We start from the raw sequence: 20,471 nt of genomic DNA, 5'->3' as shown, positions 1-20,471 counted from the left end.
CGTTAATTCAGTCAATAGACTGACTCAATTAACGTTAATTCAGTCAATGAACTGACTGAATTAACGTTTTTTAATCAATTAGTTCTAAAGTTTCTATTGCTTCCTCAACGGTTTTTACATTATCAAAAGCAATCCTGAGTGTATTTTTTACTTCTTTTAAATTGCACATCCGTGGATGGTTCTGTGCAAAAGTTAAAATCCTGGTAAAGGTATTCGAGTCGAAATACGCCGATTGTTTATCGCTTAAGAAATAGCCGCGTAAACTATTTTTCTTGAAACTAATTTTTTCAAAGCCTAATTTCTTGCCCAGCCACTGCAAACGCACCACACTCAACATGGTTTTAACCTGTGGTGGAACTGGTCCGAAACGATCGGCCAGATGTTTTTCAAAAATGGCGAGTTCTGCTTCATTATCAAGTTTAGAAAGCTCGGTATATAAATTGTACCGCTCTGTGATATTGGTGATGTAGGCATCCGGAATGTACAATTCAAGGTCAGTATCTACCTGGGTAAAGCCCACAAATGGGCGGGCAGGTTCATTTTCGAACAGACCTTTAAATTCAGCTTCTTTCAATTCCTGAATCGCTTCGTCCAATATTTTATGGTACATTTCAAAACCGATTTCGGCAATGAAACCACTTTGCTCGGCACCCAATAAATTTCCACTTCCACGGATATCTAAATCGCGCATGGCCACGTTAAAACCACTGCCAAGATCAGAAAACTCTTCGATAGCGCTTAAGCGCTTACGGGCTTCGGAGGTTAAAGTTGATAAAGGAGGTGAAAGTAAATAACAGAAAGCTTTTTTGTTGCTCCGGCCTACCCTGCCACGCATCTGGTGCAAATCGCTCAAACCAAACATGTGTGCATGGTTGATGATGATGGTATTGGCATTGGGGATATCTAGACCCGCTTCAATAATGGTAGTGGCTACTAAAACATCTTTTTCACCATTAATGAAATCGAGCATAACATCTTCCAGTTGATCGCCATCTAATTGCCCGTGCGCAATACCAATCCTTGCTTTGGGAACCAGTTTTTGGATCATTCCGCCCAACTGCATCAGATCGTTAACCCGGTTATGGATAAAAAATACCTGTCCGCCGCGGTCTAATTCGAATTGAACGGCTTCCTGGATCAATTTATCATTAAAAACATGCAATTCGGTACTTACCGGCTGGCGGTTTGGTGGAGGTGTGCTGATGATCGATAAATCCCTTGCTCCCATTAAAGAGAAATGTAATGTTCTCGGTATTGGAGTTGCGGTAAGTGTCAACGTATCAACATTTACCCGAACGGCTTTTAACCTTTCTTTTGCGGTAACGCCAAATTTCTGCTCTTCATCAATGATCATGATGCCGAGATCTTTAAATTTAACATCCTTGCTCAATAAACGGTGCGTTCCAATCAGGATATCAACCTTACCTGCTGCCGCTTCGGCCAAAGTATCTTTAATCTGTTTACTGGTTTTAAAACGGTTAATGTAATCGACCGTAACCGGGAAATCTTTTAAACGTGAAGAGAAAGTTTTAAAATGCTGTAGGGCTAAAATGGTAGTCGGCACCAATATCGCTGCCTGCTTGCCCTCTGCTACCGCTTTAAATGCCGCACGGACGGCGATCTCTGTTTTTCCAAAGCCTACATCACCGCACACCAAACGGTCCATTGGATGTGGCGATTCCATGTCCTTTTTCACATCCTGAGTCGCCTTTAACTGATCGGGGGTATCCTCGTAAATAAAAGAAGCTTCCAGTTCAGTTTGTAAATAGCTATCTGGAGAAAATGCCGTTCCGGCCTGGGTTTTGCGCAAAGCATAAAGCTTGATCAAATCCCGGGCGATATCTTTAACTTTTTTTTTAGTAGTTTTTTTTAGCTTGTCCCATGCATCCGTACCCAGTTTATTCATCTTGGGTACACCGCTTTCCTTGCCGCTGTATTTGGCGATGCGGTTTAGCGAGTTGATGTTTACATAAAGCAGATCATTATCAGCATAAATTAAGCGGATCATTTCCTGCGTTTTGCCATTTACCTCAACCTTTTCCAATCCGGCGTATTTGCCGATCCCGTGATCGATGTGCGTAACATAATCGCCGGACTTTAATTCCCTTAAATCTTTGAGGGTAATGGCCTGGCTTTTCTGATAGCCTTTTTTAAGCTTATATTTATAGTAACGGTCAAAAATCTGGTGATCGGTGTAAAATGCCGTCTGGATCTGCGGATCAACAAAACCCTCGCGCAACATGCTATTGATCGGCGTAAACTTGGCCGTTTTATCAATATCCTCTAAAATGGCATATAAGCGCTCAATCTGTTTTGGCGAATCGGTAAAAATAAAATTAACAATGCCCTCTTTTTCATTTTCCTTAAGATTGTGAATCAGCAGGTTGAAATCTTTATTGAAGGATGGCTGGGGTTTGGTTTCAAACTCGAAACGGTTATCGGTTTTATAAAAAAACTGTTTTCCGAATTCTACCAAAGGGAAATCCTGAAGGTGATCGCCCAATAATCTCTCGTCGCTAAAAGCAAATTTAGGATCGATCCACTCAGGGTTCTGTGTTTTATCTGCAGCAGGCAAAGCTTTCCAAAGCTCAACCGCTTTCTTAAACCCTGCTTTAACAATGTCTAAGGTAAACTCTACATCTTTAAACCAGAGTTGGGTATCCTGATCGATATAATCGAGGATGCTGATATTACTTTCCGTTAAAAACTTAGCCTGTACATTTGGTACAATCGTTAACGATTTAACATCGGCTACTGAAAGCTGACTTTCGATTTCAAAACTTCTGATGCTTTCTACCTCGTCGCCAAAAAATTCGATACGGAAAGGCAGGTCGGAGGAGAATGAAAATATATCTACAATACCACCGCGGATGGAAAACTGGCCGGGCTCGTAAACAAAATCCCTGCGGTCGAAATCGTAATCAATTAAAAATTCATTGATAAAATCGATACCCAATTTCGCTCCAAGGCTGATTTCTAAGGTGTTTTTTTCTAAAGCAGAACGGTCAATTACCTTTTCGGCAATGGCTTCAGGGTACGAAACCACAATTTTTCCATATTCCGAATCATGGTTCAATTCGTTCAAAACCTCTGCACGGGCCAATACATTGGCCGTATCTACCTGCGTAAAATCGAAAGATTTCCGGTAAGAAGAAGGAAACAATAAAACCTGTTTATCGAGTACGCTTTCAAGGTCGGACTGGAAATAAGCAGCCTCTTCCCGATCGGGTAAAACGAATAATATGGGTTTGTGTAATAGAAAATAAGAAGAAAGTGCAACAATAGCGTCGGCCGAACCCACCAATCCCTTTAATTGTATCTTTGGGTTTTTGGTAGCGTTCAACGCTTTGGTAAATTGTGTTACCCTATCGTCGGTTTTGTATCTGTTTATTAAATCGCGGATGTTCAAGGCACAAAAATAAGCTTATCTTTTAATATTAACCCGCAATTTGTGTAAAGGTTTTTTTAACTATTTTTGGCTGGGTTACAATTTGAGATTCAGATACGGGAAGAGATGAAAACTTATTCTTAGATGCGATCGCTTATTTGGTCGAAATATATCCCCCTTTCGTCGATTAAGGGCAAATCGGTGTAACAAAGGTAGTTCTATAGCCTCTAAATTGTATAAAAAGTGAAACAATGAAATACATTAAAAGCTTTCCACTAGAACTTTTTTTCTGGTTAACAGCTTTAGTATTACTGGCAACAGCGAATGGCCACGAGCATCATTTTACACTTTGTCCTTTAGCTAATTTGGGTTTTAAGGATTGGTGTCCGGGATGTGGTATAGGCAGGTCAATCGGTCATATTTTACATGGCCAGTTTACCGAAAGCTTTTCCGAACACTGGTTTGGGTTTCCGGCACTTTTAATAATAGTTTATAGAATTTACACATTGATAATAAATAAAAAAAAGTTTAAAATTTCACCAGCAAATACATAGAAACCATGGATATATTTCAATCACCTCTAATGTCGTTACCAGGTATAACGCCAGAGGAATACTCATACTTACAACAGGCAACAACAGGTTTAACCGAAGAGCAATTGCGTAATTTCTTAATGATTTACAGCAGTAAAAGGAAAAATCCGTCAGATATGTTGATTTTCTGCTTAATCGGATTGTTTGCTGTTCCAGGTTTGCAAAGGTTTATCATCGGCCAGATCGGCATGGGTATTTTGTATCTTTTAACAGCAGGTTTATGCCTAATCGGATCAATTATCGATGTAGTAAACCACAAAACCCTTGCTTTTGAGCACAACCAAAAAATGGTTTTCGAAAGCCTGCAAATGGTAAGAATGAGTGGCGGATTTCAACAGCCAGGAAAGTTCTAAAATAATATAAATTTGATATTTAAACCTCGCAGGTTTTCTTAACCTGCGAGGTTTTGTGTTTTATAAAACCCAGTTTCTGAAAATCATTTAACCACCTAAGTCACCTGAGCGCATCTAAGTAGAATGCTGCCTGATTATTGCGGTTGGTTTGCGACCTAAGATCGAATTAACTATGTTAAATAAACCCGGTAGCAGCGAAAAAGCCGAAGGTGAGGAACGAGCCAAGGCTTTGCAGCGTATAACGGGGCTTTCTTAACCAAAATGCACCGAACCCTGCTTTCCAAAATAATGTTGACCACTTAATTCACCTCAATGAAATTTGTTTCGCTGTTGGTTTACCTAAGAAAGTTTTCGAAACATGCGCGCTTTATTTATATTTATCGAATGAAATTAGCTGAAATTACCAATTATTTAGAAAGCATTGCGCCGCTTAATTATCAGGAGGATTATGATAACTCGGGCTTAATTGTAGGCGATCCGAATATGGAAATCCGCGCTGCTTTGGTGGCTTTAGATTGCGTAGAGAAAATTGTAGATGAAGCCATTTCTACAGGCTGCAACCTGATTATTACCCATCACCCCATTGTTTTTAAAGGGCTAAAAAAGCTGAACGGCAAAAATTACGTAGAACGCGTGGTATTAAAAGCCATCAAAAACAACATTGCGCTTTATGCCATTCATACTAATCTTGATAGCATTCATACCGGTGTAAATGCGAGAATCTGCGAACGTTTGGGTTTAACAGGCACCAAGGTACTTTCGCCAAAAGCCGGATTGTTAAAAAAACTGGTTACCTATTGTCCGCAGGCACAGGCGGAACAATTGCGGTCAGCATTGTTTTATGCAGGTGCAGGGAACATTGGCAATTATAGCGAATGCAGTTTTAATGCCGATGGTTTTGGAACATTTAAGGGAAATGAAGATTCGGATCCTTTTGTGGGCGAAAAAGGTATCCGCCACCGCGAAGCCGAAGTAAGGCTCGAAATGGTGTATCCTACGCAGGCTGAGCGCAAAATTTTAGTTGCTTTGTTCGAAAACCACCCTTACGAAGAAGTAGCATATGATATTTATAAAATCGAAAACAAACACCAGCTGGTTGGTTCGGGCATGGTGGGCTGGTTGGAATACGATATGGATGCCTACGATTTCTTACATCTGGTAAAAGACAGGATGCAGGCCAAAGTGGTTAGGCACACCGATGTAATTGGCAAAAGGATTAAAAAAGTTGCGGTTTGCGGAGGTTCGGGCAGTTTCCTATTAAAAGAGGCCATTGCCGCCGGAGCAGATGCATTTATCACCGCAGATTTTAAATATCACGAGTTTTTTGATGCAGAGGAAAAATTGATCATTGCCGACATCGGACACTTTGAAACTGAACAATTTACCTCAAATTTATTGCTTGAAATTATTCAGAAAAAATTTACTAACTTTGCAATCCGTTTAACGGAGCAAAATACAAACCCCATAAATTACTTGTTTTAATGGAACAAACCGTAGAACAAAAGCTAAAGGCTTTATACGAATTACAAAATATCCACACAAAAATTGATAAGATCCGCCAGGTACGTGGCGAATTACCAATGGAAGTTGCCGATCTTGAGGATGACGTTTTAGGATTAGAAACTAGAATTGCAAAAATCAAAGGCGAACTTGATGATCTTGAGGATTCGATCGTAACCCGTAAAAATACAATTAAAGATGCGCAAGCGGCCATCAAAAGATACGATACTCAATTAAAAGAAGTTAAAAATAACCGTGAATACGATGCTTTAACTAAAGAAATTGAGATTCAAGGTTTAGATATTCAGGTTTCTGAAAAGAAAATTAAAGAACATGGTTTCGAAATCAATTCTAAAACTGAAATCTACGAAGCTGCAAAAGCGGAACTGGATGGCAGAAAGAAAGATTTAGAAATTAAAAAAGGCGAATTGGATGTAATTACTGCAGAAACTGAAAAAGAAGAGCAGGATTTACAAAAGAAAGCTGATAAAGCTGAGCCTCAAATTGATGAGCGTTTATTGGTTGCTTACAAACGTTTGCGCAAAAACGCTATTAACGGTTTAGCTGTAGTAACTATCGACCGCGATTCTTGTTCAGGTTGTTTCAACCAGATTCCACCTCAACGCCAGTTAGATATCCGTCAACGTAAAAAAATTATCGTTTGCGAACATTGTGGTCGTATTTTGGTTGATGAAGCTTTAACCCACGAGGTAGCTGAAGGTTAATCAATAATATTAAAATGAATTAAACGTCCCGATCAAATCGGGACGTTTTTTTTTAGGCCTGTTTTTTGCTCACACAAAACAAGAATAAGATTTTAGCGTTTAGAGTAGATATTTGTTAACATGCAGACTGCTATTGAAGCAGCGCAGAACCAAACCGAATAAATCCCGAATGAATAAAAGTTTCCGTTTTTTTATAACCTCTGCCCTGCTCATCTCTCCGCTGTTTTCGTTTGCAAACTTCGATTTTAATAACAATTGTTTAAACGCTTATAAGAGCATTTTCGAACTTAAACTTGGTAATGCAAGGGCATATATTTCTACAGAAAAGAAACAACATCCCAATAATTCCATTATTCCGCTTCTCGAAAATTACGTCGATTATTTTACCGTACTTACCTCAGAAAGCAAAGCTGATTTCGACCGCCTAAAAGGAAATAAATCGGCCCGGCTGGATCAGATCAGCGATGACGATAAAAATTCACCTTATTATCTGTATGCACAAGCAGAGATTAATTTACAATGGGCCCTTATTCGTGGCCGTTTTGGCGAGTATTTCAACGCGGCTATGGAAGTTAAAAGAGCGAATAGCCTTTTACAGGAAAACAATAAAAAATTCCCAAATTTTCACCTAAATTTAAAAGGTTTAGGCCTGATTAATGCGGTTTTAGGTAATTTACCTGATGGTGCGCTAAAAACAGCGCTTTCGACCTTTGGCATTAAAGGAAATCTTCAAAGTGGATTAAATATGTTCGAAAAGCTGGCCGATAACCTGCCAAAATCGACATATGAGCCGTTTTATGAAGAAGTGGTGTTTTATTACGCCTACGTATTAACCGACGTGGCACATAGTCCGCTGGCCTATGCCAAAACCATGAAATATACCGAAAGGATTGCCGATACCAGTTTGCTTAAAAGTTATCTGCAAAGTTATGTGTGCATTAAAAATTCGCATAGCGATGAGGCAATAGCCATTTTAGCCAGGCGACCCGAAGGTGGCGTTTATCAGCCTTTCCCTTATCTGGATTATTTAGAAGGGATTGCTCACCTAAATAAACTCGACCTTAATGCCAGCACCTATTTTAACCGCTTTTTGCAGGCCACAAAGGGTGTAAACTTTGTAAAGGATGCCTATCTTCATTTGGGCTGGATCTCGCTGCTTAAAGGAGATAAAGCAGGTTATACAGCATTTGCAGCTAAAGCGGTTAAGAACGGCTATACCTATATGGAAAAAGATAAACAGGCTAAAGGCGAAGCCGCTGCCGGAACACCTGCTATTGATCTTTTAAAAGCCAGGCTTTTGTTTGATGGTGGTTATTTAAACAGGGCCCTACAGCTACTGGATGATAAGAAAGCCGCAGACTATACCAATGATAAGGATAAAACGGAGTTTAATTACCGTTTAGGAAGGGTATACGATGATTTAGGTAAAGATGAACAAGCCTTAGCTGCTTATCAGGAAACGATTAACGAAGGCCGAAACCTGAAATATTATTTTGCGGCCAATGCTGCTTTGCAAATGGGAAAACTTTACGAGAGAAAGAAAAATGAGGCTAAAGCTAAAGAGGCTTTCAATACTGCTATTGCCATGAAAAATCATGAGTTTGAAAGCAGCATCGAAAGCCAGGCCAAAGCAGGATTAAGGAGATTAGCGAATTAAAAACGGTGTACAAAGGCATTAATGTGCATGCCAGCCCCTACCGAGGCAAAAACAGCCACATCACCAGCTTTAACTTTATAACCTTTAACTTCTCCTTTTAGTACCAGATCCAATAAGGTTGGTACGGTAGCGACTGAACTGTTACCCAACCAGGAAATCGTCATCGGTACTAAATTCTCAGGTACTGTGTCTTTATCGTAAAGTTTAAATAAACGTTTCATGATAGCGGTATCCATTTTACCATTAGCCTGATGTACAAACACAATGTTAATGTCTTCTACGCTTAAACCAGCTTTATCAATGGCTTTTTTAATCACCTGTGGTACTTGAATTACCGCAAATTCATATAGCTTACGCCCGTTCATTTTTAGATAGAAATTTCCACTGGTCTCATCAGGATGTGACCCCTTACCCATGGTTAACAGGTTGCCATGATTAACCGCATGGGTTTCTGTTTTATGGGCCAGTATCCCTTTTTTTTCTGTTGATTCTTCTGCTTCGAAAATCACCGCTCCGGCACCATCTGAAAAAATCATGCTGTCGCGGTCGTGCGGGTCGATAATACGGCTTAAGGTTTCTGCACCAATTACCATTACGCGTTTGGCATCGCCACTTTTGATGTAATAATCAGCCTGTATTGCCCCTTGAACCCATCCCGGGCAACCAAAAATAAGATCATAAGCTACGCAATCAGGGTTGTTAATACCCAGTTGTTGTTTTACTTTTGATGCCAGCGATGGTAAAATATCGCTTCGGTTACTATCTAGGGGAATATCGCCAAAATTATGGCAGAAAATAATATAGTCTAAAGTTTCTTTATCTATGCCAGCGTTTTCTATGGCTATTTCTGCAGCCTTTGCGCCGATATGATTACTTAACTGTTCGGGGCAGACATAACGCCTTTCTACAATCTCAGTAATTTCAGAGAATTTATGAATAATCTCCGAGTTCTCTTTCTCCAACCGTGCTCCATTCTCAAAAAATGTCGAATTTAAGAATTCGTTACCAGAAATAACATTCTTTGGAATATAACTTCCAGTACCGGCAATTACCGTATTTATCACTTTGCTCATAATTATAATACCGCATACTAAAACGGTATGTAGTATAAAAATATCAATTATATTCGGTAATCGAAAATATATTTGTTTTTAGCAAAGCATATTTTCAATTTCTAATTTTAATAATCCTGTGTTTCCGTTTACATTAAGCAGCTGTGTCCTACTTCTCCGGGGCATATCAACAATGTTAAAGCTATAAATAATTTTTGGACAATTTGCTGAGAAAAGCGGTGCGAGGCTTTAATTTTTAGGTAGAAACAGCAATGCTCTAACTAAAATCGTCAATCAAAAAAACAAACAGTTCTTTAGGACCGTGTGCCCCTAAAACCAGTGTTTTTTCGATATCGGCGGTTCTGCTCGGCCCTGTAATGTTGCTGATCATGGATGGGATCTGGTTACCGTATTTATTCTTTAATAATCGAAAGGCATCCTTTAGATCCAAAACCAATTGGCTAGTTCTGGCAATAACGATATGGTGATGTGGGAAAATACTCAACCGTCTACCGGCAGCACCCTGATTGGTTACCATTACACTTCCATTACGTGCAATTAATGCCTCACAAAGGGTAATGCCAACTTCGGCTTGCTCAAAATCTTTATCCGTTTGGTAAAATGGGAATTCGTATTTGCTTAAAAACTGTTGTAATTCGGGTTCCCAGCAGTATATTTTACGCCACTTAAACTTATCAGCCAGCTGTAACATGTTTTCAAAAAAGTCGATACCATCTTCGCAGAATATAAAATTACCCGATATGGCAGTGAGTTGCTCGGCAAATAATACCTCTAGCTCGTCTGTATTTTTTTTATACAATACGCTTTCCTCTAAATTTGGATAAGGATTTTCGCGCTTTTCTAAGAGTGCTTTCCGAATCTTTTTTAGTATTTGTTCTTTCGCTGTCGTATTATCCTTCATATAAAAAAAAGCTACCCTAATGATTAACTAGGGTAGCAAATGTAATTAATAGAAATTATTTATTTAAGCCTCAACCGGAGTAATATGTCCAGGTGTTCCGCTTTCGCCTTGATTTTCGAATAAACGTTTTCCGAAAATCTCCTCTAAATCGTCTTTAAATAAAACTTCTTTTTCGATTAAAATATCAGCCAATTGGATCAGTTTATCTTTGTTTTCCTCCAATAAATTGATTGCTCTTTGGTATTGACCTTCAATTAATGCTGAAATCTCTTTATCGATGGTTAAAGCGGTATCTTCTGAATATGGTTTAGAGAAATTATACTCGTTCTGACCAGATGAATCATAATAAGTAATGTTTCCTAATTTCTCGTTCAAGCCGTAAATGGTAACCATTGCCCTGGCCTGTTTGTTCACTTTTTCTAAATCGCTTAGTGCACCTGTAGAAATGGTATCGAACATTACTTTTTCAGCTGCCCTACCACCCATGGTTGCACACATTTCATCAAGCATTTGATGAGGACGAACAATTAAACGTTCTTCTGGTAAATACCAGGCAGCACCTAAACTTTGTCCGCGTGGCACTATGGTCACTTTAACCAATGGTGCTGCGTGTTCTAATAACCAGCTTACCGTAGCGTGACCAGCTTCGTGGATGGCAATAGCACGTTTTTCACTTGGTGTGATAATTTTGTTTTTCTTTTCTAAACCACCAACAATTCTATCTACAGCGTCTAAGAAATCCTGTTTATCAACTGCTGATTTATTTTTACGTGCTGCAATTAGAGCGGCTTCGTTACATACGTTGGCAATATCAGCTCCAGAGAAACCAGGAGTTTGTTTTGCTAAAAATTCGGTATCTAGCTCTTCTGATTTTTTCAGTGGGGTGATGTGTACTTCGAAAATCTGTTTACGTTCGATAACATCCGGTAAATCAACATAAATCTGTCTGTCGAACCTTCCTGCCCTTAATAATGCTTTATCTAAAACATCAGCACGGTTGGTGGCAGCTAAAATGATTACATGGGTATTGGTTCCAAAACCATCCATTTCAACCAGTAATTGGTTCAATGTATTTTCGCGCTCATCGTTTCCGCCCATTACACCGTTTTTACCACGTGCACGGCCAATGGCATCAATCTCATCAATAAAGATAATACAAGGCGATTTATCTTTAGCTTGTTTAAACAGGTCACGAACACGTGATGCTCCTACCCCAACAAACATCTCTACAAAATCAGATCCTGATAAAGAAAAGAAAGGAACCTGAGCCTCACCCGCCACGGCTTTGGCCAATAAAGTTTTACCTGTACCCGGCGAACCTACCAATAAGGCGCCTTTCGGGATTTTTCCACCCAGATCGGTATATTTTTTAGGGTTTTTAAGGAAATCTACAATTTCCATTACCTCTGTTTTGGCTTCTTCTAAACCTGCAACATCGTTAAAAGTAATGTTTACCTGGCTTTCTTTATCAAATAATGTAGCTTTCGATTTTCCAATGCTGAAAATCTGACCGCCACCGCCGGCACCACCGCCCATTCTGCGCATCATAAAAATCCAGAAACCGATTAAAAGCAATACTGGTAAAATGATGCTTAAAAACCAGCTCGCCAATGGATTGCTGCGGTTTTCTGATTGAAATGAAATTGGTTTTCTGCCAGCTGGTAATGCTTTTTGCGATTCGGCCAAAGCAGCCCTTAAATCAGCAAATTTGCCTCCATATGTAAAAAAAACAGTCGGCCCGTTTGATACATTAAAAGAACTGGTGCTTTTAAATGCTTTATACTGAGGTTTGTTTAAACTATCTTTTTTAATATATACCTCAGCTTTTACTAAATCTTCTGTCTGATAAGCTACAATCCTGTCAACATCACCTGTTAACAACATTTTGCTTTCGAAAGTATCGTATTTAACTTCTTTACCGCTATCTCCGGTAAATAAAAACTGCGCGGCTATAATAGCGATGATGATGGCAGCATAAACCCAGAAAATATTAAATTTTGATCCTTTTTGAGGTTTTTTCGGGATGTTAGGTATTCTTTTCCCTTGTTTTTCGATATTTGGATTGTCGTTCATTTGTCTTTGTCAAAATGGTTCTACAGGTTATGCGCTTTGATAATTTGTGCTTTCGGCATCCCCCCAAAGTTCTTCTATGCCATAAAAGTGGCGCTTTTCGGTTTTAAAAATGTGCACAACCACATCGAAATAATCAAGAATAATCCAATCTGCAGATTCGAAACCTTCTTTGTGTCTTGGATCGGCCTGCGTGGCCTTATATATTTCTTTTTCTACACTGTCGGCAATAGCCTTTACCTGGGTGCCAGAGTTGGCACTCGCAATAATAAAGTAATCAGCAACTGAAGTATGAATATTTCTTAGATCTAACCGCACTATATCTTCTCCTTTTTTTTCCTGGATGCCTTGTACAGCTAACTCAGAAAGGTATGTAGAAAGGGCTACTATTTTCTTTTTTACCATTAAAATGCTTTAATTTTGGAATTACAATTATATAAATTCAACACTTGCAAAATAACACTTTTTCGACACTATTTGTTGGTCAAAATTTAATCAAATTAAAAGAAGTTGATTCTACCAATAACTTTTTGAAAGATTTGGTGTCAAAATCCGAGCCATTAGCCGAAGGGACTGTAATTATGGCAGATAATCAGTTTGCAGGCAGAGGACAGCAGGAAAGCGTTTGGCAAACCCAGGCAGGCAAAAACATCAGCACCAGTATATATTTAAAGCCGTCTTTTCTGCCACTGAATAAGCAGTTTTACCTCAATATTGCCGTTAGTTTAGCTGTTAGTGACGCTTTATCCAGTTTTATACCTGAGGGCATAAAAGTGAAATGGCCAAATGATATGTACTATCTTAACAAGAAATTAGGGGGCATACTAATCGAAAATACACTGACAGGTACTTCTATTAAATCGTCGGTAATTGGCATTGGCTTAAATGTAAATCAATCAGAATTTTCTGAAAGTATCAGTGAGCGTGCCACTTCCGTGATTCAAATTTTACAAAGAAATGTTCCTTTAATGGATATTATGGAGAAAATATTCATATTTATGGAAAAATACTACTTAATTTTGAGAGCAGGGAAATACAGTATTTTACAAAATGATTACCTTGCAAAGCTTTATAACTACAATGTTTCTGCGTTATATAAACAGAACGACGAAATTTTTGAAGGTATAATTAAAGGAGTTGAAGATGGTGGTAGGTTAATGGTTGATACAAAAGATGGCTTGAAAAGCTTTAACTTTAAAGAAATAGAATTCACACACACAAAATAAACACATAATGAAAAAAATCACCTTAGTGCTTTCAATGGTACTTTTTACCATTGCCGGTGCATTTGCACAGATCGAAAAACCAGTAACATGGGCTTACTCAGCAAAAAAAATAAGTAAAACAGAAGCCGTAATCTATTTAAAAGCAACTATTGATGACAGATGGCATATTTATTCGCAGAATGTTAAAGATGGCGGACCTGTAAAAACCACCTTTACTTTTACTCCCTCTAAAGATTTTAGCCTTGTTGGTAAAACAGTTGAGCCTAAAGCCATTGTTAAATATGAAAGCACTTTTAAAATGAACGTAAGTTATTTTGAAAAAGCAGTAATTTTCCAACAGAAAATAAAATTAAATAAAGCAACGACAGTTGTTAAAGGTAAGGTAGAGTTTATGGTTTGTAACGATAAACAATGTCTTCCGCCAGAAGAAGTTGAATTTAGCGTACCCGTTAAATAGTTGATCTCAAAATATTTACAAACAGTCCCGGATTTTCGGGACTGTTTCTTTTTAAAGTAAAATCTACGAAGCTTACCGCTTTATGAAGAACCGTTTATAAAATTATTCTTAATTTCACAGGTTCAAACACACACACAAAACACACAAATGAAAAAGGTTTTATTATTGTTACTAATGGCTAGTATGTTTATCGCATTGCCGGCTGTTAAAAGTTATGCTATTGTAACGCAAGATACCACGGCAACCGCCCCTCCTGATGATATTGTTTTTACCGAAGTAGGTTCTGCACAGGATAGTGCAGCAAATAGCCAGGTAAAAACGGAAAAAGATACCCTTAAAAAGGATACAGCCAAAGTAGAAAAAGCTACTGTAGCTGGTAAAGATGCTCCAAAACAATCACTTTGGGTAACTTTTGGCTTAGGCCTGTTGGCCGGTATTGCCGCTTTTTTTCTTCCATGTATTTTTCCGATGGTTCCGCTTACTGTTGGTTTTTTTACCAAAAGGGCCGAAAGCAGGGCAAAAGGAATCAGAAGTGCCATTATTTATGGTTTATCCATCATTGTAATTTATGTTGGTTTGGGTGTAATTATTACCTTGATCTGGGGAGCAAGTGCATTAAACGAAATCTCAACAGATGGATTTTTTAATATTTTCATCTTCCTTATACTAATTGTTTTCGGCGTATCGTTTTTAGGTGCTTTCGAAATTACCCTGCCAAGCTCGTTTGTAAATAAACTCGATGCAAAATCGGATGCGAAAGGCTTAAGTGGTATCTTTTTTATGGCTGCAACTTTAGCGGTTGTTTCTTTCTCTTGTACAGGCCCGCTAATTGGAACTTCATTGGTTGCCATTAATACTGATCTGCTAACCCCTGTTGTAGTGATGTTTGGGTTTTCATTGTCACTGGCGGTAATATTTACCATGTTTGCTATTTTCCCAAGTTTAATGACGGGATTGCCAAAATCAGGTGGTTGGTTAAACTCGATTAAAGTTTTCCTGGGTTTCTTAGAACTGGGTTTATCATTAAAATTCCTTTCAACAGCCGATTTGGCTTACCATTGGGGAATATTGGATCGTGAGGTTTTCTTAGCAATCTGGATTGTGCTTGCCATAATCTTAGGTGTATATTTACTAGGAAAAATCAAGTTCTCCCATGATAGCGACCTTCCTTATGTCTCAGTACCAAGGTTATTCATTGCAACCGCAACATTCGTGTTCGCTGTCTATTTAATCCCTGGCTTGTGGGGAGCCCCTTTAAAAGCGGTTAGTGCATTGGTACCTCCACTTTCTACGCAAGACTTTATAATCGGACAAGATAATGGCGGAGGATCAAGCCAGGTAGCAGCACCTACTCACGCTAAAAGAAAATATTCAGAATTTTTGCATATTCCGCATAACATTGATGGTTTTTTTGATTATCAGGAAGCACTTGCCTATGCCAAACAAGTAAAAAAGCCGTTATTTCTTGATTTTACAGGACACGGTTGTGTAAATTGCCGCGAAATGGAAGCACGTGTTTGGTCTGACCCCAGAGTACTTAAAAAATTAAAAGAAGATTATATTGTTGTATCACTTTACACTGATGATAAAACAGATTTGCCAGTAGCGGAACAATTTGAGTCTAAAATTTTGGGTACAAAAGTGAATACAGTTGGTAAAAAATTTAAGCATTTGCAGGCCGAAAGATTTAACACCATTTCGCAACCATATTATGTACTTTTGGGTACTGATGAAAAAGAATTAGTTTCCCCTCCTATCGGAGTAGAATTTAATATAGACAAATATTTGCAATATCTGGATAAGGGGCTTTCGGAATTTGCCAAGAAACAAACAAATGAATAAGATTAAGAACATTGGCGTTTTAACCTCTGGTGGCGATTCGCCAGGCATGAACGCTGCAATTAGGGCCGTAGTAAGGGCATCTATTTATTATGATATTGAAGTAACCGGATTTATCCGTGGCTACGAAGGGCTGATTAACAATGATTTTATCCCTATGGATAGAAAATCTGTAGCCAATATCATTCAGCGTGGAGGCACTGTTTTAAAAACCGCACGTAGCGAAGCTTTCAGAACTGTTGAAGGTAGAAAAACAGCCTACGAAAACCTAAAAGCACAAAATATTGATGCCTTGGTTGTAATTGGTGGCGATGGAACATTTACCGGAGCCAATATTTTTTCTAAAGAATTTGATTTCCCTATTGTAGGCCTGCCTGGCACTATTGATAACGATTTGGCAGGTACTGATTTTACTATCGGGTACGATTCTGCCATTAATACGGTTATTGATGCTGTAGACAGGATCAGGGATACAGCCGAATCGCATGATCGACTTTTTATTGTGGAAGTTATGGGTCGTGATTCCGGCTTAATTGCTTTACGAAGTGGAATTGGCGTAGGCGCAGAAGCCATTATGATCCCCGAGGCAAACATGAATGCAGATGATATTTTACATAAATTAGAGCATAGCCGAAAAGATAAAGCCTCGAAAATTATTATTGTTGCCGAAGGTGATGATACAGGAGGTGCATTTAAAGTTGGCGAAATTTTGCAGGAAAAATACCCGCACTACGATACAAAGGTTTCGGTTTTGGGCCACATTCAGCGCGGTGGTAAACCAACCTGTATGGACCGTGTATTGGCGAGCCGTTTAGGCGTTGCTGCGGTGGAAGGGCTAATCAGTGGAGAAAGTGGCGTAATGGCCGGGCAGGTAAACCGTGAAATTATTTTTACCCCTTTCGATCATGCCATTAAACACATTAATGCTGAAAAAGTGAGTGCCAAATGGCTCAAACTAATCGATATACTTTCGTTTTAAAACGAAATATGATATAAAAAGAAAAGTCTTTCCCGCACCGGAAAGACTTTCTTGTTTTTGCTTAGTTTTCGCAATAAGCAATCTCTTAATCTTCTAAAATTACCGCAGTGCCATTGGCGCTTACCATAAGCATGCTGCCACCGCTGCCAACGGTTTCGTAATCTAAATCTACACCAACAATTGCATTGGCACCCAAAGCAGCTGCGTATTGTTGCATCTCATTAACAGCTGTATCTTTTCCTTCGCGTAAAACGCGTTCGTAAGAACTCGATCTACCCCCTACTATATCCGTTATTCCGGCGAATAAATCCTTAAAAATATTTGCACCAATAATCGTTTCCCCGGTAACTAAACCGATATATTTTACAATTTTTCTGCCCTCAACCGTAGGCGTTGTGGTTACTAACATAGTTTCAGTTTTTATCATTAGAACAAAATTTTTAAAAAATGTTACATTTTTCAGAAAGCTTTTTTAAGCAATTCTAAAGCGGTTTTGTGGGGCTAAATCTAAGGGCGCTAAGCGCTTCTAAAAAATAAATTTATGAAATCGCCAATGCTTTTGCATCACTATTAAAAATCATTGCTATGAGCACATCTAAAACCTTACTCCTCCTCCCCTTATTATTAATTGCTTTTTTTGCTGACGCACAAATGCCAGTGTTAAAGGTACAACAGGCCGAAACTGTAGAACAGAAAGAGGCCGTTAAACTAAAAAAACTGAATATTGATGTACAGATAACGGGGAATATTGCCACAACGGTGATGACAATGACCTTTCACAACAGCAGTAACCGCATTTTAGAGGGAGAACTTACCTTTCCGATGCCGGAGGGAGTGAGCATTAGCCGTTATGCTTTAGATATCAATGGAAAAATGCGCGAAGCCGTACCCGTAGAAAAGGCTAAAGCAACCGAGGTTTTCGAAAGTATTGAGCGCCGACGGGTCGATCCGGGGCTGCTGGAGAAAGTTGAAGGGAATAATTTCCGTACCAGGATTTATCCTTTGCCTGCAAATGGTAGCAGAACCATTATTGTGGGTTACGAAGAAGAATTAAGTTTTAATAACGCAAATGTTTTAAGGTATCACCTTCCCTTAGATTATAATCAGGCGATTGGAAATTTCAGTTTAAAAACAACTGTTTTCGAAAGCATCATTAAACCAGAACTTGGCGAACAGCCTGATGGCAGTTTTGATTTAAAAGCCAACGGGAATACTTATGTTGGCGAAATTAATAAAACCAATTACCAGCCCAAAAACGGTCTGACTATTAATCTGCCAAAGCGAAATAACCTGCCCGAGGTACAAATGCAAAATGCATCATCGGGCTATTATTTTCTGGTGAATGTTTTTCCTAAAACCCAGAGCAGGGAGCGTAAGTGGGCCGACCATATCGGTTTGATCTGGGATGTATCGTTAAGCGGCCTTCAGCGCAATACTGATAAAGAGATAGAATTGCTGGATTTAATCATCAAACAAAAACAAAATTTAACCATACAATTGGGTTTAGTAAACAACGGTTTTAAAAATGCCGGAACTTTCGTGATCTCGAATGGTAACTGGACAACATTAAAAGATAGATTGAAGAACCTGGTTTACGATGGAGGCACAAATTTCAGTGCGATAAATGCAAAGGCAATTCAGGCAGATGAATATCTTTTGTTTACTGATGGGCTATCAACCTTCGGAAAAAGTACCGTTAATTTAAATAAACCCGTTCATTGTATCAATACAGCGCTAAAGGCAGATTACAGTACCTTGAAATACATTACCTTAAAAACAGGCGGACAATTTGTAAACCTTAATTCGATTGCTGTTAACGCTGCTTTTAAACAATTAAATCAACAGAACCTCCAGTTTTTAGGAATCAAAAATGGAAACAGCATCCGGCAAACCTACCCTTCAATGAAGGTGAATATTAACGGACATTTTTCATTAGCAGGTATTATGAACGATTTTAATACCGAATTTACGTTACAATTTGGCTTTGGAAATACAGTAGTTTCCGAGCAGGTAGTTCGCTTAAATGCAACCGAACACACCTTGAGCAGTATCGATGTTAGCCGGGTTTGGGCACAGAAAAAAATTGCCGAAATGGATATCCAGTATGAAGAAAACAAAGATGATATCAGTGTTTTAAGCAAACAATTTGGTATCGTTACACGCAATACCAGTTTAATCGTATTAGAAAATTTAGATGATTATCTGCGTTATGATATTGTACCTCCTGTTGAATTGCAAAAAGCTTATAATGCCGTTCTAAAACAGCGCAGGGTCGATCTTTTAGAACACAAGCAAGATCTGATTAATGCTGCGGTAGCCATGACTAAGGAGTTAAAAATCTGGTGGAATACCAATTTTTACTATAAAGAACCTGAAAAGAAAAAGGAAGGCTATCCTGATCCTGGACAAAGGGATGTAAAAGGAGATCCAACGGCTGATATGGTAATGCGAGAACCTGTTGGTGAAGGACCAAGGAGAGAGATGCTCAGAGCAGCCGAAGTAATCGTTCCTCCCGTTCCGCAAGCTGTAGCTGCTGCCCCGTCTACCGGAGCTGCAAGTAGAGATAAAGAAACGAATCAATTAAATGAAGTGGTGGTTGTTGGATACGCCACACAGCGAAAAGCTTCTGTAACTGGATCGGTAACAACCATTAGGGGAACTGCCTCAAGTGGATTTCTTGAGGGCAGGGTTGCAGGTGTACAAGTAGCAAAAGCTGATGCCAAAAGAATATCGCCAGTATCGCCACCACAACACCCGGCAATTATCATCCCCGAATTTAAAAGTGATAAGGACTATATGAAAAATTTGGTTGGTAAACCGGATAGTGCTTACCAGGCTTATTTAAAAATGCGCTCGAAATATATTTCTACACCGATGTTTTATTTCGATGTGGCCAATTGGTTCTATCAACAAAGAGACAGTGTTAGGGCCCTAACCATTTTAAGCAATATTGCCGATTTAGATTTGGAAAACGCTGATCTATATAAAACCCTGGCCTATAAATTAAAACAGACCGGAAATTATAAAGATGAACTTTTTATCACTCAAAAAGTTTTACAATGGCGCCCGATGGATGCACAAAGTTACCGCGATTATGCTTTGGCTCTTGCCGATAACGGTCAGTACCAGTTAGCAATTGATAATTTATATAAAGTGCTTACCCAAAGTTACAATGCCCAAATTGCCGACAGGGACCAGGGGATTGAAGAGATTGTAATTTCAGAAATGAACAACCTCCTTGCAAAACACGGCAATAATATTAGTACAAAAGGAATTGATAAACGTTTGATCCAGCCTTTGCCAGTGGATGTACGTGTGGTGCTCAACTGGAATAAAAATGATACCGATATCGATTTATGGCTAACCGATCCTACTGGTGAAAAAGGCTTTTATGGTAACTCGAGAACCAAAATCGGTGGAAGAATCAGTAACGATTTTACTTCGGGTTACGGACCAGAACAGTTTATGATCAAAAAAGCCATTAAAGGAAAATATAAGATAGAAGTGAATTATTACGGTGATAGGCAGATCAACATCAGTGGACCAACAACGGTAACTGCTGAGATTTACACCCGATATGCAACTGGAAAACAGCAAAGAAAAGTAATTGTACTGCCACTTGCGGCAGGAAGTGGTGGCGGAAACTTTGTAGGGGAATTTAATTTTTAGGAAGGTGATTACACCGATGGAAGGCTTAGAATGATTTGGGA

16 protein-coding genes are annotated in these 20,471 nt (G+C 38.9%); 10 read left to right on the top strand and 6 right to left on the bottom strand.

The features are described from left to right. Positions 1–70: 70 nt before the first annotated feature. A complete protein-coding gene (gene mfd, locus U859_RS0101350) occupies positions 71–3,409 on the bottom strand; it encodes a transcription-repair coupling factor (protein WP_025141649.1) in 3,339 nt (1,112 codons plus the stop codon). Positions 3,410–3,639: 230 nt separating this feature from the next. Between mfd and U859_RS0101345 the strand changes: the two genes are divergently transcribed. From U859_RS0101345 to U859_RS0101320, 5 genes are all read left to right on the top strand, one after another. Next, positions 3,640–3,942, top strand: a complete 303-nt coding sequence (locus tag U859_RS0101345; protein ID WP_025141648.1) for a DUF2752 domain-containing protein — start codon at positions 3,640–3,642, stop codon at positions 3,940–3,942. Between the two features lie 5 nt (positions 3,943–3,947). Then, positions 3,948–4,334 (top strand): TM2 domain-containing protein, encoded by a 387-nt coding sequence (locus U859_RS0101340; protein ID WP_029985343.1) that lies wholly within the window; start codon positions 3,948–3,950, stop codon positions 4,332–4,334. Between the two features lie 384 nt (positions 4,335–4,718). Beyond that, positions 4,719–5,816 (top strand): Nif3-like dinuclear metal center hexameric protein, encoded by a 1,098-nt coding sequence (locus U859_RS0101330; RefSeq protein WP_025141646.1) that lies wholly within the window; start codon positions 4,719–4,721, stop codon positions 5,814–5,816. Then, complete coding sequence (locus U859_RS0101325) at positions 5,816–6,559, top strand: zinc ribbon domain-containing protein (RefSeq protein WP_025141645.1); 744 nt, start codon at positions 5,816–5,818, stop codon at positions 6,557–6,559. Before U859_RS0101330 ends, U859_RS0101325 begins: the two co-directional genes overlap by 1 nt. Before the next feature lie 169 nt (positions 6,560–6,728). Then, positions 6,729–8,216, top strand: a complete 1,488-nt coding sequence (locus U859_RS0101320) for a tetratricopeptide repeat protein (protein WP_025141644.1) — start codon at positions 6,729–6,731, stop codon at positions 8,214–8,216. Here the strand turns inward: U859_RS0101320 and U859_RS0101315 are convergent. The 4 genes from U859_RS0101315 to rsfS form a co-directional block, all read right to left on the bottom strand. Beyond that, positions 8,213–9,289 carry a 3-oxoacyl-ACP synthase III family protein gene (locus U859_RS0101315; RefSeq protein WP_025141643.1) on the bottom strand — a complete coding sequence of 359 codons (1,077 nt, stop codon included), beginning with the start codon at positions 9,287–9,289 and terminating at the stop codon, positions 8,213–8,215. The genes U859_RS0101320 and U859_RS0101315 overlap by 4 nt on opposite strands. A 256-nt stretch (positions 9,290–9,545) precedes the next feature. Beyond that, entirely contained in the window at positions 9,546–10,190 is a 645-nt protein-coding gene (locus U859_RS0101310) for a lactate utilization protein C (protein ID WP_025141642.1), read from the bottom strand. A 63-nt stretch (positions 10,191–10,253) separates the two neighbouring features. After that, the gene (gene ftsH / locus U859_RS0101305; protein WP_025141641.1) at positions 10,254–12,263 is read right to left on the bottom strand and encodes an ATP-dependent zinc metalloprotease FtsH; all 2,010 of its coding nucleotides are present in this window, start codon (positions 12,261–12,263) and stop codon (positions 10,254–10,256) included. A 27-nt stretch (positions 12,264–12,290) separates the two neighbouring features. Further along, positions 12,291–12,665: a ribosome silencing factor gene (rsfS, locus tag U859_RS0101300; RefSeq protein ID WP_025141640.1), complete on the bottom strand. Its 375-nt coding sequence runs from the start codon at positions 12,663–12,665 to the stop codon at positions 12,291–12,293. A 44-nt stretch (positions 12,666–12,709) separates the two neighbouring features. On the opposite strand from rsfS, the gene U859_RS0101295 reads away from it, so the two are divergent. From U859_RS0101295 to pfkA, 4 genes are all read left to right on the top strand, one after another. Continuing rightward, positions 12,710–13,486 carry a biotin--[acetyl-CoA-carboxylase] ligase gene (locus U859_RS0101295; protein ID WP_025141639.1) on the top strand — a complete coding sequence of 259 codons (777 nt, stop codon included), beginning with the start codon at positions 12,710–12,712 and terminating at the stop codon, positions 13,484–13,486. 7 nt (positions 13,487–13,493) lie between these two features. Then, complete coding sequence (locus tag U859_RS0101290; protein ID WP_025141638.1) at positions 13,494–13,943, top strand: protein-disulfide reductase DsbD domain-containing protein; 450 nt, start codon at positions 13,494–13,496, stop codon at positions 13,941–13,943. A 147-nt stretch (positions 13,944–14,090) separates the two neighbouring features. After that, positions 14,091–15,785, top strand: a complete 1,695-nt coding sequence (locus U859_RS0101285; RefSeq protein WP_025141637.1) for a protein-disulfide reductase DsbD family protein — start codon at positions 14,091–14,093, stop codon at positions 15,783–15,785. Beyond that, entirely contained in the window at positions 15,778–16,761 is a 984-nt protein-coding gene (gene pfkA / locus U859_RS0101280) for a 6-phosphofructokinase (RefSeq protein ID WP_025141636.1), read from the top strand. The genes U859_RS0101285 and pfkA overlap by 8 nt, the downstream gene beginning before the upstream one ends. An 85-nt stretch (positions 16,762–16,846) precedes the next feature. On the opposite strand, the gene U859_RS0101275 is transcribed toward pfkA, so the two are convergent. Next, positions 16,847–17,170: a heavy metal-binding domain-containing protein gene (locus U859_RS0101275; protein ID WP_025141635.1), complete on the bottom strand. Its 324-nt coding sequence runs from the start codon at positions 17,168–17,170 to the stop codon at positions 16,847–16,849. Positions 17,171–17,346: 176 nt separating this feature from the next. Here U859_RS0101275 and U859_RS0101270 point away from each other — a divergent pair, with 176 nt between their 5' ends. Beyond that, the gene (locus tag U859_RS0101270; RefSeq protein ID WP_025141634.1) at positions 17,347–20,430 is read left to right on the top strand and encodes a VIT domain-containing protein; all 3,084 of its coding nucleotides are present in this window, start codon (positions 17,347–17,349) and stop codon (positions 20,428–20,430) included. Positions 20,431–20,471 lie beyond the last annotated feature (41 nt).

It is taken from the genome of Pedobacter jeongneungensis (genome assembly GCF_000633455.1).
GTDB lineage: Bacteria > Bacteroidota > Bacteroidia > Sphingobacteriales > Sphingobacteriaceae > Pedobacter > Pedobacter jeongneungensis_A.
Note: the sequence above shows the minus strand (reverse complement) of the source record. Positions and strands in the feature narration are given on the sequence as shown.